This window comes from Luteimonas sp. MC1828 (genome assembly GCF_016461615.1).
In the GTDB taxonomy this organism is placed as follows: Bacteria; Pseudomonadota; Gammaproteobacteria; order Xanthomonadales; family Xanthomonadaceae; genus Luteimonas.
Window position 1 is genome coordinate 563,049 of sequence record NZ_JAEMNY010000002.1, and the last position, 18,520, is coordinate 581,568.

Annotated in this window: 18 protein-coding genes and 1 pseudogene; 14 read left to right on the top strand and 5 right to left on the bottom strand. The window is 70.2% G+C overall.

Features of this window, described 5'->3' with window-relative positions:
- Positions 1–14 precede the first annotated feature (14 nt).
- From JHB91_RS12470 to JHB91_RS12480, 3 genes are all read right to left on the bottom strand, one after another.
- Positions 15–524, bottom strand: a complete 510-nt coding sequence (locus tag JHB91_RS12470; RefSeq protein ID WP_199473084.1) for a hypothetical protein — start codon at positions 522–524, stop codon at positions 15–17.
- Positions 525–526: 2 nt separating this feature from the next.
- A complete protein-coding gene (locus JHB91_RS12475; protein WP_199473085.1) occupies positions 527–1,027 on the bottom strand; it encodes a hypothetical protein in 501 nt (166 codons plus the stop codon).
- A gap of 472 nt (positions 1,028–1,499) precedes the next feature.
- Positions 1,500–2,084, bottom strand: coding sequence for a hypothetical protein (locus JHB91_RS12480; protein ID WP_199473086.1), 585 nt, complete (start codon positions 2,082–2,084; stop codon positions 1,500–1,502).
- Positions 2,085–2,155: 71 nt separating this feature from the next.
- On the opposite strand from JHB91_RS12480, the gene gspE reads away from it, so the two are divergent.
- The 14 genes and pseudogenes from gspE (at position 2,156) to pncB (ending at position 15,859) form a co-directional block, all read left to right on the top strand.
- Positions 2,156–3,862, top strand: coding sequence for a type II secretion system ATPase GspE (gene gspE, locus JHB91_RS12485; RefSeq protein ID WP_199473087.1), 1,707 nt, complete (start codon positions 2,156–2,158; stop codon positions 3,860–3,862).
- Positions 3,863–3,864: 2 nt separating this feature from the next.
- A complete protein-coding gene (locus JHB91_RS12490) occupies positions 3,865–5,082 on the top strand; it encodes a type II secretion system F family protein (protein WP_199473088.1) in 1,218 nt (405 codons plus the stop codon).
- 2 nt (positions 5,083–5,084) lie between these two features.
- Positions 5,085–5,519, top strand: a complete 435-nt coding sequence (locus JHB91_RS12495) for a type II secretion system protein GspG (RefSeq protein ID WP_199373465.1) — start codon at positions 5,085–5,087, stop codon at positions 5,517–5,519.
- Positions 5,520–5,530: 11 nt separating this feature from the next.
- Positions 5,531–6,004, top strand: coding sequence for a GspH/FimT family pseudopilin (locus JHB91_RS12500; protein ID WP_199473089.1), 474 nt, complete (start codon positions 5,531–5,533; stop codon positions 6,002–6,004).
- A gap of 5 nt (positions 6,005–6,009) precedes the next feature.
- On the top strand, positions 6,010–6,426 hold the full coding sequence (locus JHB91_RS12505) for a prepilin-type N-terminal cleavage/methylation domain-containing protein (protein ID WP_199374304.1): 417 nt from the start codon (positions 6,010–6,012) through the stop codon (positions 6,424–6,426).
- A pseudogene (locus JHB91_RS12510) lies at positions 6,423–7,034 on the top strand (prepilin-type N-terminal cleavage/methylation domain-containing protein); the annotation flags it as partial. The gene JHB91_RS12505 and the pseudogene JHB91_RS12510, both read left to right, overlap by 4 nt.
- Before the next feature lie 122 nt (positions 7,035–7,156).
- Complete coding sequence (locus tag JHB91_RS12515) at positions 7,157–8,008, top strand: type II secretion system protein GspK (protein WP_199473091.1); 852 nt, start codon at positions 7,157–7,159, stop codon at positions 8,006–8,008.
- On the top strand, positions 8,008–9,195 hold the full coding sequence (locus JHB91_RS12520) for a PilN domain-containing protein (RefSeq protein WP_199473092.1): 1,188 nt from the start codon (positions 8,008–8,010) through the stop codon (positions 9,193–9,195). The genes JHB91_RS12515 and JHB91_RS12520 overlap by 1 nt, the downstream gene beginning before the upstream one ends.
- Entirely contained in the window at positions 9,176–9,808 is a 633-nt protein-coding gene (gspM, locus tag JHB91_RS12525; RefSeq protein ID WP_199473093.1) for a type II secretion system protein GspM, read from the top strand. The genes JHB91_RS12520 and gspM overlap by 20 nt, the downstream gene beginning before the upstream one ends.
- Entirely contained in the window at positions 9,798–10,619 is an 822-nt protein-coding gene (locus JHB91_RS12530; protein WP_199473094.1) for a general secretion pathway protein GspN, read from the top strand. The genes gspM and JHB91_RS12530 overlap by 11 nt, the downstream gene beginning before the upstream one ends.
- 10 nt (positions 10,620–10,629) lie before the next feature.
- Positions 10,630–12,849 (top strand): type II secretion system secretin GspD, encoded by a 2,220-nt coding sequence (gene gspD / locus JHB91_RS12535; protein ID WP_199473095.1) that lies wholly within the window; start codon positions 10,630–10,632, stop codon positions 12,847–12,849.
- Between the two features lie 24 nt (positions 12,850–12,873).
- Positions 12,874–13,764 (top strand): glycosyltransferase, encoded by an 891-nt coding sequence (locus tag JHB91_RS12540; RefSeq protein ID WP_199473096.1) that lies wholly within the window; start codon positions 12,874–12,876, stop codon positions 13,762–13,764.
- Complete coding sequence (locus JHB91_RS12545) at positions 13,761–14,672, top strand: glycosyltransferase family 2 protein (protein ID WP_199473097.1); 912 nt, start codon at positions 13,761–13,763, stop codon at positions 14,670–14,672. The genes JHB91_RS12540 and JHB91_RS12545 overlap by 4 nt, the downstream gene beginning before the upstream one ends.
- On the top strand, positions 14,669–15,859 hold the full coding sequence (gene pncB, locus JHB91_RS12550; protein ID WP_199473098.1) for a nicotinate phosphoribosyltransferase: 1,191 nt from the start codon (positions 14,669–14,671) through the stop codon (positions 15,857–15,859). The genes JHB91_RS12545 and pncB overlap by 4 nt, the downstream gene beginning before the upstream one ends.
- A gap of 14 nt (positions 15,860–15,873) precedes the next feature.
- Here pncB and pyrF read toward each other — a convergent pair whose 3' ends face one another.
- Complete coding sequence (pyrF, locus tag JHB91_RS12555; RefSeq protein WP_199473099.1) at positions 15,874–16,686, bottom strand: orotidine-5'-phosphate decarboxylase; 813 nt, start codon at positions 16,684–16,686, stop codon at positions 15,874–15,876.
- A gap of 81 nt (positions 16,687–16,767) precedes the next feature.
- Complete coding sequence (gene ettA, locus JHB91_RS12560; RefSeq protein ID WP_199373453.1) at positions 16,768–18,429, bottom strand: energy-dependent translational throttle protein EttA; 1,662 nt, start codon at positions 18,427–18,429, stop codon at positions 16,768–16,770.
- Positions 18,430–18,520: the final 91 nt, after the last annotated feature.

An 18,520-nucleotide genomic window follows, 5' to 3' on the forward strand; every position in this document is an offset into this window, starting at 1 on the left:
GCCAAGTGGCTCCGTTAGTTGCCGATGTCCTCGAGATACCAGTTCTCGAGGTAGTTGAGGCCAGTCCCGGGAGGCAGGTTGCAGCTCACCGAGGCCATTGCAAACGGGATGTTGTCGTTCTCGAAGACTGACCTCCAGGTAGGGCCGCCTGAGCCGTTGGGAATCAGGTGAATTCGCTTCGGCAGGTATTGGGCGGGGCTTCCGGGCAGCCCCCACCTGTGGACGAGCGTGCAGTCGATATCGACTCTTGCGTTGGTGGTGTTCTCTGCGGAGATGTAGAAGGAATAGACCACGCGGTCTCTCTTCCCGGGAAAGCCGCAGGTTACGAATGCGGAGCTTGAGCCTTCGTTGAACACGCCCAAGGGCCGCTTGCGGATGAGGCCCTCGTATGCAGGAAGGGCTGCCTGGCAGTTCGCGGATGCCATGGCCGCGTCCTCGCGCACTTGCGTCGCCGCGGCTGCGGAGGTGGCGGCGCCGGCTGCTGCCAGTGCCAGCACAAGCGCGAGCAGGTGGGTCGTTCGCATGGTTACTGGCCTACGTCTTCCGTGTACGAGGTCTGCACGCGCGTGATTCCGGTTCCAGGCGGCAGCGTGCAGCTGAAGGCCGCCGACGCGAAGTACGGGATGCCGCTCGGCAATTGGGTCGGGACCCAGAACATGGCGTCGCCCCAGTTGGCGGGGATGGTGACGCTCTGGGGGCGATAGACCGCCGTGGACTCGGTGTACCCGGCCACCAACGTGCAGGCGATCGTGACGTCATGGGAGTTGGAGTTATTGAACGCCAGCACGACTCGCGAGGTCCGGGCCTGGCCGGGCGTGGTAGCCCCGCAGGTGACGAAAGCGGCTGTCGTGCCTTCGTTCTGCACCCCCAGCGGACGTTTGCGGATCACGCCGTCAAACACCGGCAAAGCGCTTTGGCACGCGCCTGCGGGCATGGTGATGGCGCTGCGGTTGATGTCGGCGGCGGCAGCCTCGGGGCTGCCGGCTGCGGCAAGGAAGGCAAGCGCGAGCAAGTGGAGCTTGTGCATGGGTGTGTCCTAGGGATTGGAACAGGGTTGAATTGAAGGTCGGCCTGACTGTGGCTGCCTACCGAGTACCAATCGACAATCGCGGCCGTGAACCGCCACGGGTGCGGCCCGCTGGCGGACATGAAGCCGGCCTCGTCCCGTCGGCCGAACGAGCGCATCGTCGCGGCCCGGCTTGGGAAGGGAAGGCAACGCAAGCGCAGCGAACAGTTCGAGGCTCGGCTGGCGATGCTGGACGTGGTGGAGTCGCCGCCGCTGTTCCTGCGCGGCATGGCCGCTCGCGGGTCCCGGTGGTGCTCCCGCGCGGCGCCAGCCGTCCGGCCACCGGATACCCCGCCAATCAGGACGGATGGGATGCCTTGCCGTGGCCGGACTCACAAGCGGCGCCGGCCGGGTGGCCGGATGCCTCGCCGTGGCTGAGGATGTTCCGCAACGCGCGGGTGGGGGCTGACCGTCACCTGTGAGCGCTCGGGTGTCAGGCTGCGGGCGCCGGGAACTGCTGGCCGACCGCCTTGATGCCGGTGCCCGGCGGGAGGGAGCAGCTGATCGCCGGAAAGGTGAATCTGGCACCCTCGTTGTCTGCGACGGTCCATATCATTTCGAAGATCGGCATGTTGGCGGACAGGGTCACCGACTTCGGCAGGTAGATCGGGTTGGAAATGCCGCTCCGACCGTCGACGAGGGTGCAGTTCACTGTCGCCGGGCCGCTCGAATTGTTGGTCAGGGCGACGAGGATCGTGGTGCTGGGCCCGCTTCCCCCGAACTTGCCTGACAGCCCGCAGGTAACGAAGGTGGTGGTGCTGCCCTCGTTCTGCACCGCGAGCGGGCGCTTGCGGACCACGCCGTCGAACACGGGCAGAGCAGTCTGGCAGGCGCCTGCGGCCAAGGTGATGCGTGAGTCGGGAGCGGGCAGGGTTCCGGCAGTGGCCGCGGTGGGCAGGGCGAACATGGTCGCCAGGAGGAGCATCGTTTTCGTCATGTGTCGTGTCTCTTCGCGGAAAGGAGGGCGCAGCTGTGCCACGCACCGCGTGAAACGGTATTCGTCGCGTTTTCGGGCCATGGTGGCCGCCGCGGGCAGCCTCGACGCGTCTGTTAGAGTCGGCTCCACCGCATGCAATCAATCCGGAACACGTGAACACTACCGTCACGATCCCCGCATCCGCCGATGAGCGCATCGTCGCCGCCCTGCTCGAAAAGGGCCGCTTGAAGGACGCCGACCTGGCCCGCGCGCGGCGCCTGCAGGAAGAAACCGGCGGCAGCCTGCTGTCGCTGCTCACCCGGCTCGGCCTGGTGTCGGAGCGCGACCACGCCGAAGCGTGTTCGGCGGTCCTCGGGCTGCCGCTGGCCAGCGCCAAGGACATGCCGGAGTTGCCGCCCGAGGGCGTGGCGCTCACCGCGCGCTTCATGAAGCAGTTCCACGTGGTGCCGGTGGCGGAAGGCGATGGCTACGTCGACGTGCTCGCGGCCGATCCGCAGGAGCCGTATGCGCTGGACGCCGTGCGCCTGGCGACCGGCAAGGACGTGCACGCACGCGTCGCATTGCGCTCGGAGATCGCCGACCTGGTGGAGCGCTGGTACGGCCAGGGCCGCAGCGCGATGGGCGCGATCATCGAGACCGCGGAGGGTGATGGCGGCGACATGGATGACGTCGAGCACCTGCGCGACCTCGCCAGCGAGGCGCCGGTGATCCGGCTGGTGAACCTGGTGATCCAGCGCGCGGTCGAGCTGCGTGCGTCCGACATCCACGTCGAGCCGTTCGAGAACCGGCTCAAGGTGCGCTACCGCGTCGACGGCGTGCTGGAGGAGGGTGAGAGCCCGCCGACCAACCTCACCGCGGCGGTGATCAGCCGCATCAAGATCATGGCCAAGCTCAACATCGCCGAGCGCCGCCTGCCGCAGGACGGTCGCATCATGCTGCGCGTGCAGGGCAAGGAGCTCGACCTGCGCGTCAGCACCGTGCCCACCGCGCACGGCGAGAGCGTGGTGATGCGCCTGCTCGATCGCGAGACGGTGGTATTCGACTTCCACAAGCTCGGCTTCACCGACAACTTCCTGCCGCAGTTCGAGGCCGTGCTGCAGCAGCCGCACGGCATCCTGCTGGTCACCGGGCCCACCGGCTCCGGCAAGACCACCACGCTGTACACGGCGCTGTCCAAGCTCAACACCGCCGACGTCAAGATCATCACCGTCGAGGACCCGGTCGAATACCAGATCGAGGGCATCAACCAGATCCAGGCCAAGCCGCAGATCGGGCTCGATTTCTCGCATGCGCTGCGTTCGATCGTGCGCCAGGACCCGGACATCATCATGATCGGCGAGATGCGCGACCTCGAGACCGCGCGCATCGCCATCCAGTCGGCGCTCACCGGGCATCTCGTGCTGTCCACGCTGCACACCAACAACGCCGCCGGCGGCATCACCCGCATGCTGGACATGGGTGTGGAGGATTACCTGCTCACCTCGACCATCAACGGCATCCTCGCGCAGCGCCTGGTGCGCCGCCTGGAGCCGACGCACGCGGAGCGCTACCCGGCGTCGCCCGAGGAAATCGACAAGTTCGCGCTGCGCAAGTACCAGCCGGAGGGCGAGATCTTCCTGTACCGTCCGCGCGCCTCGGCCATCGCACCCACCGGTTACCTCGGCCGCACCACGATCATGGAATTCCTGGTGATGAACGACGCGCTGCGGCGCGCCGTCATGCGCCATGCCGGCATGGGCGAGATCGAGCAGCTGGCCCGCGAGGGCGGCATGCGCACCATGTACGAGGACGGGATCATCAAGGCGATGGCCGGCATGACCACCATCGAGGAAGTGTTGCGGGTCACCGAGGACGCCTGAGCATGCCCCTGTACCGCTACAAGGCCCTCAACAGCCGCGGCGAGACCCTGGACGGCCAGATGGAGGCCGCCAGCGACGCCGAGGTGGCGCTGCGCCTGCAGGAGCAGGGCCACCTGCCGATCGAAGCGCGGCTGGCCGGCGATGGCGGTGGCGATGGCGCCTGGAAAGCCCTGTTCAAGCCCAAGCCGTTTTCCGGTGAGCGCCTGGTGCAGTTCACGCAGCAGCTGGCGACGCTGCTCGGCGCTGGCCAGCCGCTGGACCGCGCGCTGACGATCCTGCTGGAGCTGCCGGAAGACCCGGCGGCCAAACGCGTGGTCACCGATGTCCGCGACCAGGTGCGCGGGGGCACCGCGCTGTCGACCGCGCTCGAGCGCCAGCACGGCACGTTCTCCCGGCTGTACATCAACATGGTGCGCGCCGGCGAGGCGGGCGGCACCATGCAGGAAACGCTGCAGCGCCTGGCCGACTACATGGAGCGCAGCCGTGCGCTGCGCGGCAAGGTGATCAACGCGCTGATCTATCCGGCCATCCTGCTGGTGGTGGTGGGCTTCGCGCTGTTGTTCCTGCTCGGCTATGTGGTGCCGCAGTTCGCCGACATGTACGAAAGCCTCGATGCGGAGCTGTCGTGGTTCACCGTGCTGGTGCTCGGAGTCAGCAATTTCGTGCGCCAGTGGTGGATCGTGCTGGTGGTGGCCCCGGCGCTGCTGGCCTGGTGGTTCGAGCGCAAGCTGCGCGCGCCCGCGTTCAGGGCGTGGTTCGATGACTGGCTGCTGCGCCAGAAGCTGGTCGGCTCGCTGGTGGCGCGCCTGGAGACCGCGCGCCTCGCGCGCACCCTCGGCACCCTGCTCAAGAATGGAGTGCCGCTGATCACGGCGCTCGGCATCGGCCGCGCGGTGCTGGGCAACCGCGCGCTGGCGACCGATGTCGAGGCGGCTGCGGAAGAAGTGAAGAACGGCGTGGCGCTGTCGACCGCGCTGGCACGCGGCAAGCGCTTCCCGCGCCTCGCGGTGCAGATGATCCAGGTGGGCGAGGAGTCAGGCGCGTTGGATACTATGCTGCTGAAGACCGCGGACACCTTCGAGCAGGAAACCAGCCAGGCGCTCGACAGGCTCATGGCCGCGCTGATCCCGGTCATCACCATGGTCCTGGCCACCGTCGTCGGCGTGGTCATCCTGGCCGTCCTGATCCCGATCTACGGGCTCACCAACACAATGGGTTGAAGATGACATTCCACCGTGCAAGCAAACGTCCCCCCCGTCGCTCGACGCAGGCCGGCTTCAGCCTCATCGAGATCATCATCGTCACGATCCTGATCGGCGGCATCGTCGCGTTCGCGGCCAGCCAGATCCTCGGCGGCGGCGACAACGCCCGCTTCCGCCTGGCGCAGTCGCAGGTGCAGACGGTCGCGCAGAAGATCCAGCAGTTCGAGATGGACACCGGCGTGCTGCCGGCCACGCTCGGCGAGCTGGTGAGCGCGCCCGGCAACGCCAGCGGCTGGCTTGGTCCGTACGCCAAGGCGGCGGATCTCAACGACCCGTGGAAGACGCCGCTCGAGTACCGCGTTCCCGGCGAGACCGGCCGCTTCGACCTGGTGAGCTACGGTGCCGACCGCAAGCCCGGCGGCGAGAGCGTCGACGCCGACATCCGGTACGAGTAAGGGCCAGGTACATGGGCGCCGGACGCAGCGGAACGCGCCGGGCGGCGGGTTTCTCGCTGCTGGAGGTGCTGCTGGTGGTGGCGTTGTTCGCCGCCATGGGCGTGCTCGCCGCCGGCGTGCTCACCGGGGGATTCGAACGCATGCAGCTGAAGTCGGCGGTGAGCGACATCGCCGCGCAGCTGCGCTTCACGCGCGCCCGTGCGATCGCCACCGGCACGCCGCAGACCTTCAGCATCGATCCCGCCAGCCACGCCTGGCAGGGCGCCGACGGCCGCAGCGGCGAAGTGCCGGAGCGGCTCGGCATCCACTTCACCGGCGCCCGCGAGGTGCAACCTGCGGACGGCATCGGCGCGATCATGTTCTTCGGCGACGGCGCGTCCACCGGCGGCCGCGTGCAGCTGAGCTTCCGCACCGCGGCCTGGGATATCGACGTCGCCTGGCTGACCGGCGAAGTCAGCCTGCATCGCAGCGAGCCCGCGCCGTGAGCAGCATGCGCCGCCAGCAGGGCTACACCCTGATCGAGGTGCTGGTCGCCTTCGGCATCCTGGCCCTGGCGCTCACGCTGCTGCTGGGCACGCTGTCGGGCGCCACGCGCCAGGTGCGCTGGTCGGCCGATGCCGGGCGCGCGGCGCTGCATGCGCAGTCGCTGCTCGCCGACACCGGCGTCGGCGTGGCCCTGCAGCCGGGGCGCGAGGAGGGCGAGCTGGAGGGCGGCCGCTACCGCTGGCAGCTCGATGTCGCGCCCTATGTCGATCCGCTGCAGCCGGACCCGGTGCTCGAGGATCCATTCGCGCCACGGCTGCTGCAGCTGCGGCTGGAGCTGGCCTGGGGCAGGGACCGGCGCGCCGAGCGCCTGGTGGTCGAATCGCTGCGCCTGGTGCAGCCGGACCCGGGGCAGGGCCAGTGAGGCGCGCGCGCGTTTCAGGCTTCACCCTGATCGAGGTCCTGCTGGCCACGGTGCTGCTGGCCATGGGGCTGGCGCTCGCGTTCACCACCCTGCGCGCGACGATGGAAACCAGCGAACGCGGCGAGGCGATGGCCACCCGCACCGACCGCATGCGCGCGGTCGAAGGCTTCCTGCGCCGGCGCCTGGCCTCGGCGCAGCCGATCGCGTTCGCCAGCGACGAGAGCACCGGCGGGTCGCTGCGCTTCATCGGCGAGCCCGACCGGATCCGCTTCGTCGCCGACCTGCCCGATTACCTCGGTCGCGGCGGGCCTCACCTGCACGACATCGGCGTCGATGCCGGGCGGCGCGAGCCCGAACTCGGCGTGTCGTTCGCCATGGTGCTGGCGGGCGAAACCATCGAAGAGGAGCAACCGCGCCCGCCCGAGCCGCTGGTCAAGGACCTGGTCGAATTGCGCTTCCGGTATCGCGGCCTCGACGACGAGGGCCTGACCGACTGGCTCGACACCTGGGAAAACTACGAAGAACTGCCGCTGCAGGTGTCGGTGGAGATCAGCAGCAAGGACGGCGGAGCGTGGCCGCCGCTGGTCGTCGCGCTGCCGCAGTCGGCCACCGGCGCGGCGCTTGGCCAGGGCCTTGGCAGCACGCGCCTGCGCAAGCCATCCCCGGTGCAAAGTGGTGACGGGGTCGGCAACGGCGGCCGTGGACGCAACCGGCTGCGGGGGCGTCGCTGATGGGCAGGCAGCGCGGCGTGGCCCTGGTGCTGGTGATGTGGCTGGTGGCGCTGCTGGCCGCGCTGGTCGGCGCGTACGCCACCACCGCACGCATCGAGTACATGCAGGGCCGCGTGCTGCATGGCGCGGTGGTCGCGGAATCGGCGGCGCGCGCCGGGCTGGAATACGCCCTGGTGCGCCTGCAGGACCAGGAGCCGCGTCGCGCCTGGCAGGCCGACGGCCGCTCCTACCGCTGGCGCTACGGCGGCGCCGACGTGGAGCTGCGCATCCTCGACGAGTCCGCCAAGATCGACCTCAACGCCGCCGACGTGATGTTGCTGGCTGGCCTGTTCCGCACGCTGGGCGTGGAACCGTCGCAGGCCGACGCGGTCGCCGCGGCGATTGTCGACTGGCGCGACAGCGACTCGCTGACCCAGGCCTCCGGCGGCGCCGAAGACGGCCAGTACGCCGCCGCGGGCCTGCCCTACGGCGCGAAGGATGCGCCGTTCGACACCATCGCCGAAGTCGAGCAGGTGCTGGGCATGACGCCGGCGCTGTACGCGCTCGCCGCGCCGCACCTGACGGTGTTCAGCGGGCTCGAGAAACCGGATGAGCGCTTCGCCAGCGCCGAGGTGCTTGGCGCGCTGGGCATCGACCCGGCGATGACGCTCGCCCTGCGCGAAGCCGGCGGTGAGGCGCTTGCCGAAAGCCTGCGTGGCGGCGGCAGCGGCACGTATAGTATCGACAGCCGCGCACGGCTCGCAGATGGCCGCCAGGCCGTCCTGCGAGCGGTCGTCCGCGCCGGCGGAAGCGGGGTGCCGGGCTCGGCCTACACCCCATTGCGATGGGAAGAAGGAGCCACTCCGCGCTGATGCCTGCCGTCGATCACACCGCTGACAGCACGCCGATCCGCCAGCGCCTCGGGCGCATGGGTGGGTCACTGCGCCCCGGCGTCGCCGGATTCTGGAGCTGGTGGACGCAGGCGCTCGCGACCTGGCTGCCGGCACGGCTGCGTGAGCTTTTCGGGCTGGCGCACGAACGCCTGCTGCTGGCAGCGGGTGCGGACGGCCTGCGCCTGTCGATGGACCGCGGCGACGCCGTGCGCGCGGTCGCCGAGCTGCCGCCGTTCCCCGAGACCGGCAGCGACGCCGATCCGCTCGCGCCGCTGCTCGCTCAGCGCGTGGCCGAACTCCCGCGCTGGCTGCTGCTGCCGGCGAGCGACGTACTGCGCCGCAGCCTGCCGCTGCCGGCCGCCGCCGCCGAGCGACTGCGCGAGGTGATGGCTTTCGAGGTGGAACGGCAGACACCGTTTCCGTTGGCCGAAGTCGAATACGACGCGCGCGTGGTCGCACGCCGCGGCGACGGCCAGCTCGAGGCCGAGTTGGTGGTGGTGCCACGGCCCCTGCTGGAGGCACGGCTGGCCGCGCTTGGCCCGCTGGCGGCCACCCTGGCGGGTGTCGACGTCGCCGACTCGGGCGGCGGCGGGCTCGGCGTCAACCTGCTGCCGGGCGCACGCCGCGTGCGTCGCGCCGACCCGTGGATGACCTGGAACCTGGCGCTGGGCGCGGTAGCGGTGATCGCGCTTGCCGCCGGCCTGTGGCAGGTGCTGGCCAACCGCACGCTGGCCGCCGACGTCTTCGAGGCCCAGGTCGAACAGGCGGCCACCCGCGCCCGCGGGGCTGCAGCGCAGAAGAAAGAGCTGGTCGACCTGATCGAAGGGATGGCCTTCCTGTCATCCACGCGCGCCGCCCGCCCGACCACGGTGGAAGTGCTGGATGAGCTGTCGCGGCGCCTGCCCGACAGCACCTACATCGAGAAACTGTCGATCGAGGACACCCGGATCCTGTTGATCGGATTGAGCAGCGAGGCCTCGTCGCTGGTGCAGCGCCTGGAAGGGTCGCCGCTGTGGCGTTCGCCGGCCCTGGCCGGTGCGCTGCAGCCCGATCCGCGCAGCGGCCGAGACCGCTTCACGTTGACCGCGGAACTCGCGGTTGCCGACGTGCCGACCGCCGCAGCCGCCGATGGCAGGGGGGCCGCCGATGCGCGAAGCAATCCCTGACCGCGACCGCTGGTTGGCGCTGGCGATCCTGGCGGCGGTGCTGGCGCTGGCTTACCTGGTGCTGGTGCATCCGTGGTGGACGGCACCGATGCAGGAAGTGGGCGCGCGCATCGCGTCCCTGCAGGAACGCGACGTTCGCGTGCGCATGGAACTCGAGCAGGCGCCGGAAGTGCAGGCCAAGCTTGCGGAGGCGCAGGCGCTGGCCGAGCGCGTGCCCGGTTTCATGGCCGAGCGCAGCACCGAGCTCGCCATCGCCGCGCTGGTGCAGCGCCTTGAAACCGCGGTCGCCGAGGCGAGCCCCGGCAACCGCAGCTGCGCGATCAGCAATCGCTCGCCGATGACCGACCCGCGCCAGGGGCGTTTTCCGCGCGCGGTGGTGCAGGTGCGCCTGCGCTGCGGCAATCCCGAACTCGCCGCGGTGCTGCACTCGCTGGAGAGCGGCTCGCCGCGGCTGTTCGTCGACAACCTCAACGTACTGGTGCAGCGCCAGTTCTTCGCCGCCGGCGGCAGCGGAGGACAGGGGTCGGGGCTGGACGTGACCTTCGACCTCTACGGCTACCTGCGGGCGCAGCCCGCCGCACCGGCACGCGCGGAGGGCGGCAATGCGCGCTGAGACCGCCGGCGCGCGTACCTGGCTGCTCGGCGGCGTGGCGCTGTGGGCGCTGGCGCTGTGGGTGCTCGGGCTGTTCGGCCTGGGCGGGCGCATCGAGCGCCTGCCGCCTGATCCCGCGCTGGTACAGGCGCTGCCCGCCGTGGTCGAGCCTGGCGAGGATCGCCTCGGCGAGTTGCCGCTGTATGCAGCCATCGGTGACCGGCCGCTGTTCACCGCCGACCGCCGGCCGCAGCCGTTCTTCATCAACCCCGAGGGTGAAGAGCAACCGGCCGAATTCGAGTTCGTGCTGACCAGCGTGCTGCTGGCGCCCGGCCTGGAGATGGCGATCGTGCAGCCCGGAAGCGGCGGCGAGCCGGTGCGCCTGCGCGTCGGCGACGCGCCCGAATCCGCGCCCGGCTGGCGGCTGGCCTCGGTGGCCGCGCGCAGCGCCGTGTTCAGCGGGCCCGAAGGCGACCGCACCCTGGAACTGCGGGTGTTCGACGGCACCGGCGGCCAGGCACCCACCGCGATCGCAGCGCCGCCGCCTGCCCCGGTCGCATCGACGCCTGGCGCAGCGCCCGCCGCGCCCGCGGCCGCGCCCGGGTCCGCCAACGGCAACCGCCCGGTGGTGGTGACCACGTCCAGCTCGCCCGCGCCCACCCAGGTCAACGTGCCGCAGGCCGGGCAGGCCGCGCAGGCGGAGCCCGCGCCCGAACCCAGCGTGCAGACGCCGGATGCCCAGGTGGAGGCGATCCGCCAGCGAATCGAAGCCCGCCGCGCGCGCCTGCGCGAGCAGGCCCAGAACGGCACGCCGCCGGCCCAGACTCCCTAGAATGCAGCCGATGACCCCGACCTCGATCCTCAAGTCCGCGCTCGTGGCGTTCCTCGCCACAGTCCTTGTCGCCTGCGCCTCGGTGCCGGCCCCGACCGTGCGCCGCGATGCACAGGTGCCCATGCCGGTCATGCAGGTCGGTGGAGTGCCGCGCGATGCGGCCGCAAGTGCCGACGGCATCCAGGAAGAGGCGCTGCCCGACGGTCCGCGCGCCCAGCTCCACCGCGGCAGCGGCCACGTCATCAACCAGTCGGTAGCGCGGTCCGCGCCGCCCAACCTGTCCGGCAGCACCGGCGAGGCGACCTTCAACTTCGAAGGCGAATCGCTGCACGCGGTGATCAAGGTGATCCTCGGCGACATGCTCGGGCAGAACTACGTGATCGCACCGGGCGTGCAGGGCACGGTGACGCTGGCCACGCCGAAGACCGTCAGCCCGGCGCAGGCGCTGAGCCTGCTGGAGATGGTGCTGGGCTGGAACAACGCCCGCATGATCTATGCCGACGGCCGCTACAACATCGTCGGCGCGGACCAGGCCATGGCGAGCGGCGCGGTCGCGCCGCGCACCGGCTCGGCGGCGGGCGCGCGCGGCTTCGAGTCGCGCGTGGTGCCATTGCGCTACATCTCCGCGGCCGAGATGGAGAAGGTGCTCAAGCCCTACGCGCGCGCCAACGCCATCGTCAGCGTGGATTCCGGCCGCAACGTCATCACCATCGCCGGCACGCGCCAGGAGCTCGAGAACTACCTGCGCACCATCGAAATCTTCGATGTCGACTGGCTGTCGGGCATGTCGGTGGGCGTGTTCCCGCTGGTCGCCGGCAAGGCGGCGCAGGTCGTCAGCGATCTCGAAACGGTGTTCGGCGAGCAGAGCAAGTCGCCGGTGGCGGGCATGTTCCGCTTCATGCCGCTGGAAGGCGCCAACTCGGTGCTGGTGATCACTTCGCAGCCCGAGTACCTGGACCAGATCGAGCAGTGGATCGAGCGCATCGACGGCGCCGGCGGCGGCGTGCAGCTGTTCTCCTACGAGCTCAAGTACATCACCGCCAAGGACCTGGCCGAACGCCTGTCGGAAGTCTATGGCAGCCGCGGCGGCAGTTCAGGCGGCCGCGGTGGCGCCTCGCTGATGCCGGGCCTGGAGTCCACCGAGATCAGCGACGGCGGCATGGATGGCGGCAGTTCCGCGCGGGTCGGCGGGGACCCGTACAGTGGCGGCGGCGGCGACAGCGGTGGCGGCGGCGGGCTGGGCAGCGGTTCGCTGTCGCTCGGCGAGCGCACCGGCGGCAATGCCGCGGTGACGCTTGAAGTCGACGGCGACAAGGTCGGCGTGTCGGCGGTCGACGAGACCAACACCCTGCTGGTGCGCTCCACCGGGCAAGCCTGGCGTTCCATCCGGCAGGTCATCGATCGCCTGGACATCATGCCGCTGCAGGTGCACATCGAGGCGCAGGTGGTCGAGGTCACGCTCAGCGGCGACCTGAGCTACGGCGTCAACTGGTTCTTCGAACGTGCGGTGACCGATGCCGGCCTGCCCAGCGCCGTGGGCCGCGAGACCTGGAGCGCGATCGCCGGCAACGTCACGGGCTCGCAGACCGGCGGCGTGGCCCCCGGCCTGGCCTGGACCTTCCTCGGCCGCAACGCCGCGGCCATCATCAGCGCGCTCGACGAAGTCAGCGACGTGCAGATGCTGCAGACGCCGTCGGTGATGGTGCGCAACAACTACGAAGCCACGCTCAACGTCGGCAGCCGCATCCCGATCTCGTCGGTGACCGTCAACCCCGGTTTCGGCGGCGACAGCTCCTACAGCCAGGTGCAGTACCTCGACACCGGCACCATCCTCAAGGTGCGCCCGCGCGTCACCAAGGACGGCACCGTGTTCCTGGACATCGTCCAGGAGGTCAGCAGCCCCGGCAGCCAGCCCGACCAGAACGGCAACGTGCGCATCGACACGCGCCGCCTGAAGACCAACGCCATCGTCCAGAGCGGCGACACGGTGATGCTGGCCGGACTGATCCAGGACAGCACCACGCGGGGTTCCCTTGGCTTCCCGGGCCTGAGCCGCATCCCGGTGCTCGGCGGCCTGTTCGGGCGGCAGAGCTCCAATACCACGCGCAGCGAAGTCATCGTGCTGATGACGCCGACCCTGGTGCGCAACCAGCAGGACGCGCGCGACCTGACCGACGAATACGGCCGTCGCTTCCGCGCGCTGGAGCCGCTCAACCGGTCACGCGACTGAGCATGGCCCACGTCGGTGGCCGGCATGGCTGAACTCCCGGTCGTGCTGCTGCCGGTCGCGGTCGACGACGACGCGCTCGATGCCTGCCTCGCGGCGCTGGAGGCGGGCACGCCCGCCGGAACGCGGGTGTGGCTGGCCGACGACGCACAGGCCGGACCACGCGGTCTGGCCATCATCGAACGGTGGCTGGCGCGCACCCGCCTGCAGGCGGAATACACGCGCCGCCAGCGGCGCCTGGGCGAAGTGGCGCACATCGACCAGGCCCTGGCTGCGTGCGGCGACGACGACGTGATCGTGCTGGCCGCCGACGCCGTGCCTGCGCCGGGCTGGGCGCGGCAGCTTGCGGCCTGCGCCGCGCGCGATCCTTCCATCGCCACCGCGACGCCTTGGTGCAATGCCGGCGAGACCGCCGCCTGGCCGCGCAGCGGCGAGGTCTCCGCGCTGCCCGATGACCACGAACTCGGGCGTCTGTCGCGTGCCGCCGAGGGCATGGCGCCGGTGCACGCGGAGTTGCCCGCCGCAGTGGACCATGCCGTGTACCTGCGCGGTCGCGCACGCCGCCGTGCCGGCGGGCTGGATTCCGCGAGCTACGCGTCGTGGTACGCGGCGCTGATCGACCTGTCGCTGCGCATGTCCGGCCTCGGCTGGCGCAACGCGCTGTGTGAAACCGCGTTCGTCGCGCGCGGCGGCGAGGGTGGCCCGGCCGACGGCGATCTCGACGCGCTCGCCGCGCGCTGGCCGCGCTGGCATTCGCGGCTCGCCGAATTCCTGATGCACGACCCGCTGCACGCCGAGCGCGCGGCGCTGGGCCGCCGGCTTGAAGGCCTGGAGCCTCCGGCACAGCGCGAGCTGTTCGTGGGCGCGGTGGACGCGGCGCCCGCTTCGGACACCACGGGCCAGCGGGCGGAGGCGTGACCGTCGCCGCCGTCGCCGCCATCGTCGTCAGCCACCAGAGCGCCGGCACCATCGATGCCTGCCTGGCGCGCCTGCGCGCGGCGGCCGCGGTGGCCGAGATCCGTGTGGTCGACAACGCCTCCAGCGACGGCACCCTGGTCGTGGTGCAGCGCCACGCGCTCGCCGATCCGCGCGTGCGCTTCGTCGCCAACCCGGACAACCCCGGCTTCGCGGTGGCCTGCAACCAGGGCGCGGCGGACAGCACCGCGCCATGGCTGGCGTTCGTCAATCCCGACTGCATGCTCGAGCCGGACTCGCTGGCGCGGCTGCTGGCGCATGCGCAGGCGCTGGGCCGCGCTGAGGCATCCGCCGGCGCGTCCGCCGGCGCAGCGGCAGTCGACGTGCTGCTCGGCGCCGACCTGGTCGATGAGGACGGGGTGCGCGACGGCGCCGCGCGCCGCAACGATCCCGATTTCCTGGCGATGCTGCGCGGGCCGCTGCAGGCGCGCCACGGCCGGCCGCTGGATGTCGAGGTCGATCCTGCGCAGGTGCTGCAGCGGGTCGACGCGGTGTCGGGCGCGCTGATGCTGCTGCCGCGCGCGCTGTTCGCGCGTATCGACGGATTCGACGCCGGCTATCGCCTGCACGTCGAAGACCTCGACTTCTGTCGCCGCGCGCGCGAGGCCGGTGCCACGGTGGCGGTCGCCAACGACGTGCGCGTGGTGCATGTGCGCGGGGTCTCCGCCCGCTCGCGCCCCGGCTTCGTGGAATGGCACAAGCACCGCGGCCTGTGGCGCTATTTCCGTCGTTTCGAGGCACCGCGGCGCGGGTGGCTCGTGCGCATGGCGGTGTGGGGCGCGGTCTGGCTGCATTGGGCCTCGCGCCTGCCGGCCGTCTTCATGGCCAACGCGCGCGGGGCCGCGCCGTGATCATCGAGTCGCTGCTCGACACCGACCTCTACAAGTTCACCATGATGCAGGCGGTGCTGCACCAGCATCCGGCCGCGCATGCCGAGTATCGCTTCAAGTGCCGCACGCCGGGCATCGACCTGGCGCGGCACATCGATGCGATCTCGTTGCAGATCGATGCGCTGTGCGCGCTGCGCCTGGGCCCCGACGAGCTCGAGTACATGCGCGGCCTGCGTTTCATGAAGCCGGATTTCGTGGACTTCCTCGGGCTGTTCCAGCTGGACCGCAAGCACGTGCGGCTACAGGCGTCGGACGCGGTGCCGGGCGAGATCGAACTCACCATCAGCGGGCCGTGGCTGCACACCATCCTGTTCGAGGTGCCGCTGCTGGCGATCGTCAACGAGATCTGGTTCCGCGCGGAATACGGGCCGGCGGATACCGGCGAGGGCGTGCGCCGGCTGGACGCCAAGCTCGCGCGCATCAACGACGCGATCGGTTTCGAGGACTGCCGCATCAGCGACTTCGGCACCCGGCGCCGCTATTCGCGCGACTGGCACGACACCCTGGTGCCGCACCTGGCGCGCGGCCTGGGCGTGAAGTTCGCCGGCACCAGCAACGTCGACATTGCCCGCCGCCATGCGCTGGTGCCGCAGGGCACGATGGCGCACGAATGGCTGCAGGCGCACCAGGCGCTGGGGCCGCGGCTGCGCGACTCGCAGGTCGCCGCGTTCGACGGCTGGGCGCGCGAATACCGCGGCGACCTCGGCATCGCGCTGACCGATGTGATCGGCCTGGACGCGTTCCTGCGCGATTTCGACCTGTACTTCTGCAAGCTGTTCGACGGCGTGCGCCACGATTCCGGCGACCCGGTGGAGTGGGGCGAGCGCGTCCTCGCCCATCTGGAAGACATGCGCATCGACCCGCGCACGCGCACCCTGGTGTTCAGCGATGGCCTCGACATCGACCTGGTCATGGAGCTGTACGCGCACTTCCGCGGCCGCTGCCGCATGTCGTTCGGCATCGGCACCAACCTCACCAACGACGTCGGGCCGGCGCCGCTGCAGATCGTGCTGAAGATGGTCCGCTGCAACGGCCAGCCGGTGGCCAAGCTCAGCGACTCGCCCGGCAAGACCATGTGTGATGACGCCGGCTACCTGCGCTACCTGCGCCAGGTGTTTGTGGTGCCCGAGGCGGCCAGCGACAGCTGACCGTGCCGCCGCCCTCAGCGGTGGCGGTTGATCGCGTCGCGCAGCGCGCGCGCGGCGTCCGCGGCTGCAGCCGCGTAGTCGTCGCCGGCCGAGGCGTAGAGGATCGCCCGCGACGAACTGACCAGCAGGCCCGTGCCATCGGCGCTGCGGCCGTTGCGCACCACCGCTTCCACGTCTCCGCCCTGCGCACCCACGCCGGGCACCAGCAGCGGCATGTCGCCGACGATGGCGCGCACCTCGCCCAGTTGCCCGGGCCACGTGGCGCCGACCACCAGCGCGACGTTGCCATGGCCGTTCCACTCGCGCGCCGCCTTCATGGCGACGTGCTGGTACAGCGGCCGGCCGTCGACCGGCAGGTCCTGCAGGTCGGCGGCGCCGGGGTTGGACGTGCGGCACAGGATCACCACGCCGTGTTCGGCGTGGTCGAGGAAGGGCTGCAGGGAGTCGCCGCCGAGGTAGGGGTTCACCGTGACCGCATCGGCGGCGAAGCGACCGAAGGCTTCGACGGCGTAGCGCCCGGCGGTGGAACCGATGTCGCCGCGCTTGGCATCGAGGATCACCGGGATTCCCGGATGCGCCGCGTGCACGTGCGCAATCAATCGTTCAAGCGCGCTTTCGGCACCGAGCGCCGCGAAATGCGCGATCTGCGGCTTGAACGCACAGGCGAACTCCGCGGTGGCGTCGACGATGTCGCGGCAGAACGCGAATACCGCATCGTCGTCAGCCGCGAACCGCGCCGGAAACTTCGCCGGCTCCGGATCCAGCCCGACGCAGACCAGCGACCCGGACGTGGCCCAGCGCTGCCGCAGCTGTTGCATGAAACCCATCAAGTCACCCCGATCCTGCCACTGCCCGGCATCGTGCCAGCCGTTTCCCCCGCATGGCGGGGGAAGGAGAGCCGCTGGCGCTTACTTCAGCGCCTTGAAGCGCAGCCGCTTCGGGCCCGCGTCGTCGCCCATGCGGCGCTTCTTGTCTTCCTCGTATTCGCGGTAGTTGCCCTGGAAGAACTCCACGTGGCTGTCGCCTTCGAACGCCAGGATGTGCGTGGCGATGCGGTCCAGGAACCAGCGGTCATGGGAGATCACGAAGGTGTTGCCCGGGAACTCCAGCAGCGCGTCTTCAAGCGCGCGCAGGGTCTCGATGTCCAGGTCGTTGGACGGTTCGTCGAGCAGCAGCACGTTGCCGCCCTGCAGCAGGGTCTTGGCCATGTGCAGGCGGCCGCGCTCGCCACCCGACAGCGTGCCCACGAGCTTCTGCTGGTCCTGGCCCTTGAAGTTGAAGCGGCCCAGGTAGGCGCGCGACTGGATCTCGATGCCGTTGATGTTGAGGATGTCCAGGCCGCCCGACACCTCGTGGAACACGTTGTGGTCGCCCTCCAGCGCGTCGCGGCTCTGGTCGACGTAGGCGATGTTGACCGTCGAGCCGAGCTCGATCGTGCCCGAATCCGGCTTTTCCTGGCCGGTGATCATCTTGAACAGCGTCGACTTGCCCGCGCCGTTGGGGCCGATGATGCCGACGATCGCACCGGCCGGCACCATCAGGCTCAGGTCGTCGATCAGCAGCCGGTCACCGAACTTCTTGCTGACGTTCTTGAACTCGATCACCTTGGCGCCAAGGCGCTCGCCCGGCGGGATGAAGATCTCGTTGGTCTCGTTGCGGCGCTGGTAGTCGACCGCCTGCAGCTCCTCGATGCGCGCCAGGCGGGCCTTGCCCTTGGAGCGGCCGCCCTTGGCATTGCTGCGGGCCCACTCGAGCTCCTTCTGGATCGCCTTCTGGCGCGCCTTCTCGGACGACTCTTCCTGCTTCAGGCGGTCGCCCTTCTGGGTCAGCCAGTCGGTGTAGTTGCCCTTCCACGGGATGCCCTTGCCGCGGTCGAGCTCGAGGATCCATTCGGCCGCGTTGTCGAGGAAGTAGCGGTCATGCGTCACCGCGACCACGGTGCCGGTGTAGCGCGCCAGGAACTGCTCCAGCCATTCCACCGACTCGGCGTCGAGGTGGTTGGTGGGCTCGTCGAGCAGCAGCATGTCCGGCTTCTGCAGCAGCAGGCGGCACAGCGCCACGCGGCGCTTCTCGCCGCCTGACAGGTTCCCGATCACCGCCTCCCACGGCGGCAGGCGCAGCGCGTCGGCGGCCACCTCGAGCTGGTTTTCCAGCGTATGCGCATCGCCGGCGGCAAGGATCGCCTCGAGGCGCTCCTGTTCCTTGGCGAGGGCGTCGAAATCGGCGCCTTCCTCGGCATAGGCGGCATAGACCTCGTCGAGGCGCTTCTGCGCCTGCAGCACGTCGCCCACGCCTTCCTCGACCGCTTCGCGCACGGTCTGCGTCGGGTCGAGCTGCGGTTCCTGCGGCAGGTAGCCGACCTTGATGCCGGCCTGCGGGCGCGCCTCGCCCGAGAAGTCCGTGTCCACGCCGGCCATGATGCGGAGCACGGTGGACTTGCCCGAGCCGTTCAGGCCCAGCAGGCCGATCTTGGCCCCCGGGAAGAACGACAGCGAGATGTCCTTGATGATCTGGCGCTTCGGCGGCACCGTCTTGCTGACGCCGTTCATGGTGTAGATGTATTGCGACATGGAAGCTCCGGTGCGACGCCGCCGCCGCCCACGCGGGTGCGCGGGCAGGATCGGTGGCTGGGGATGGCGCGATTATACCGGCCCGTGCGGG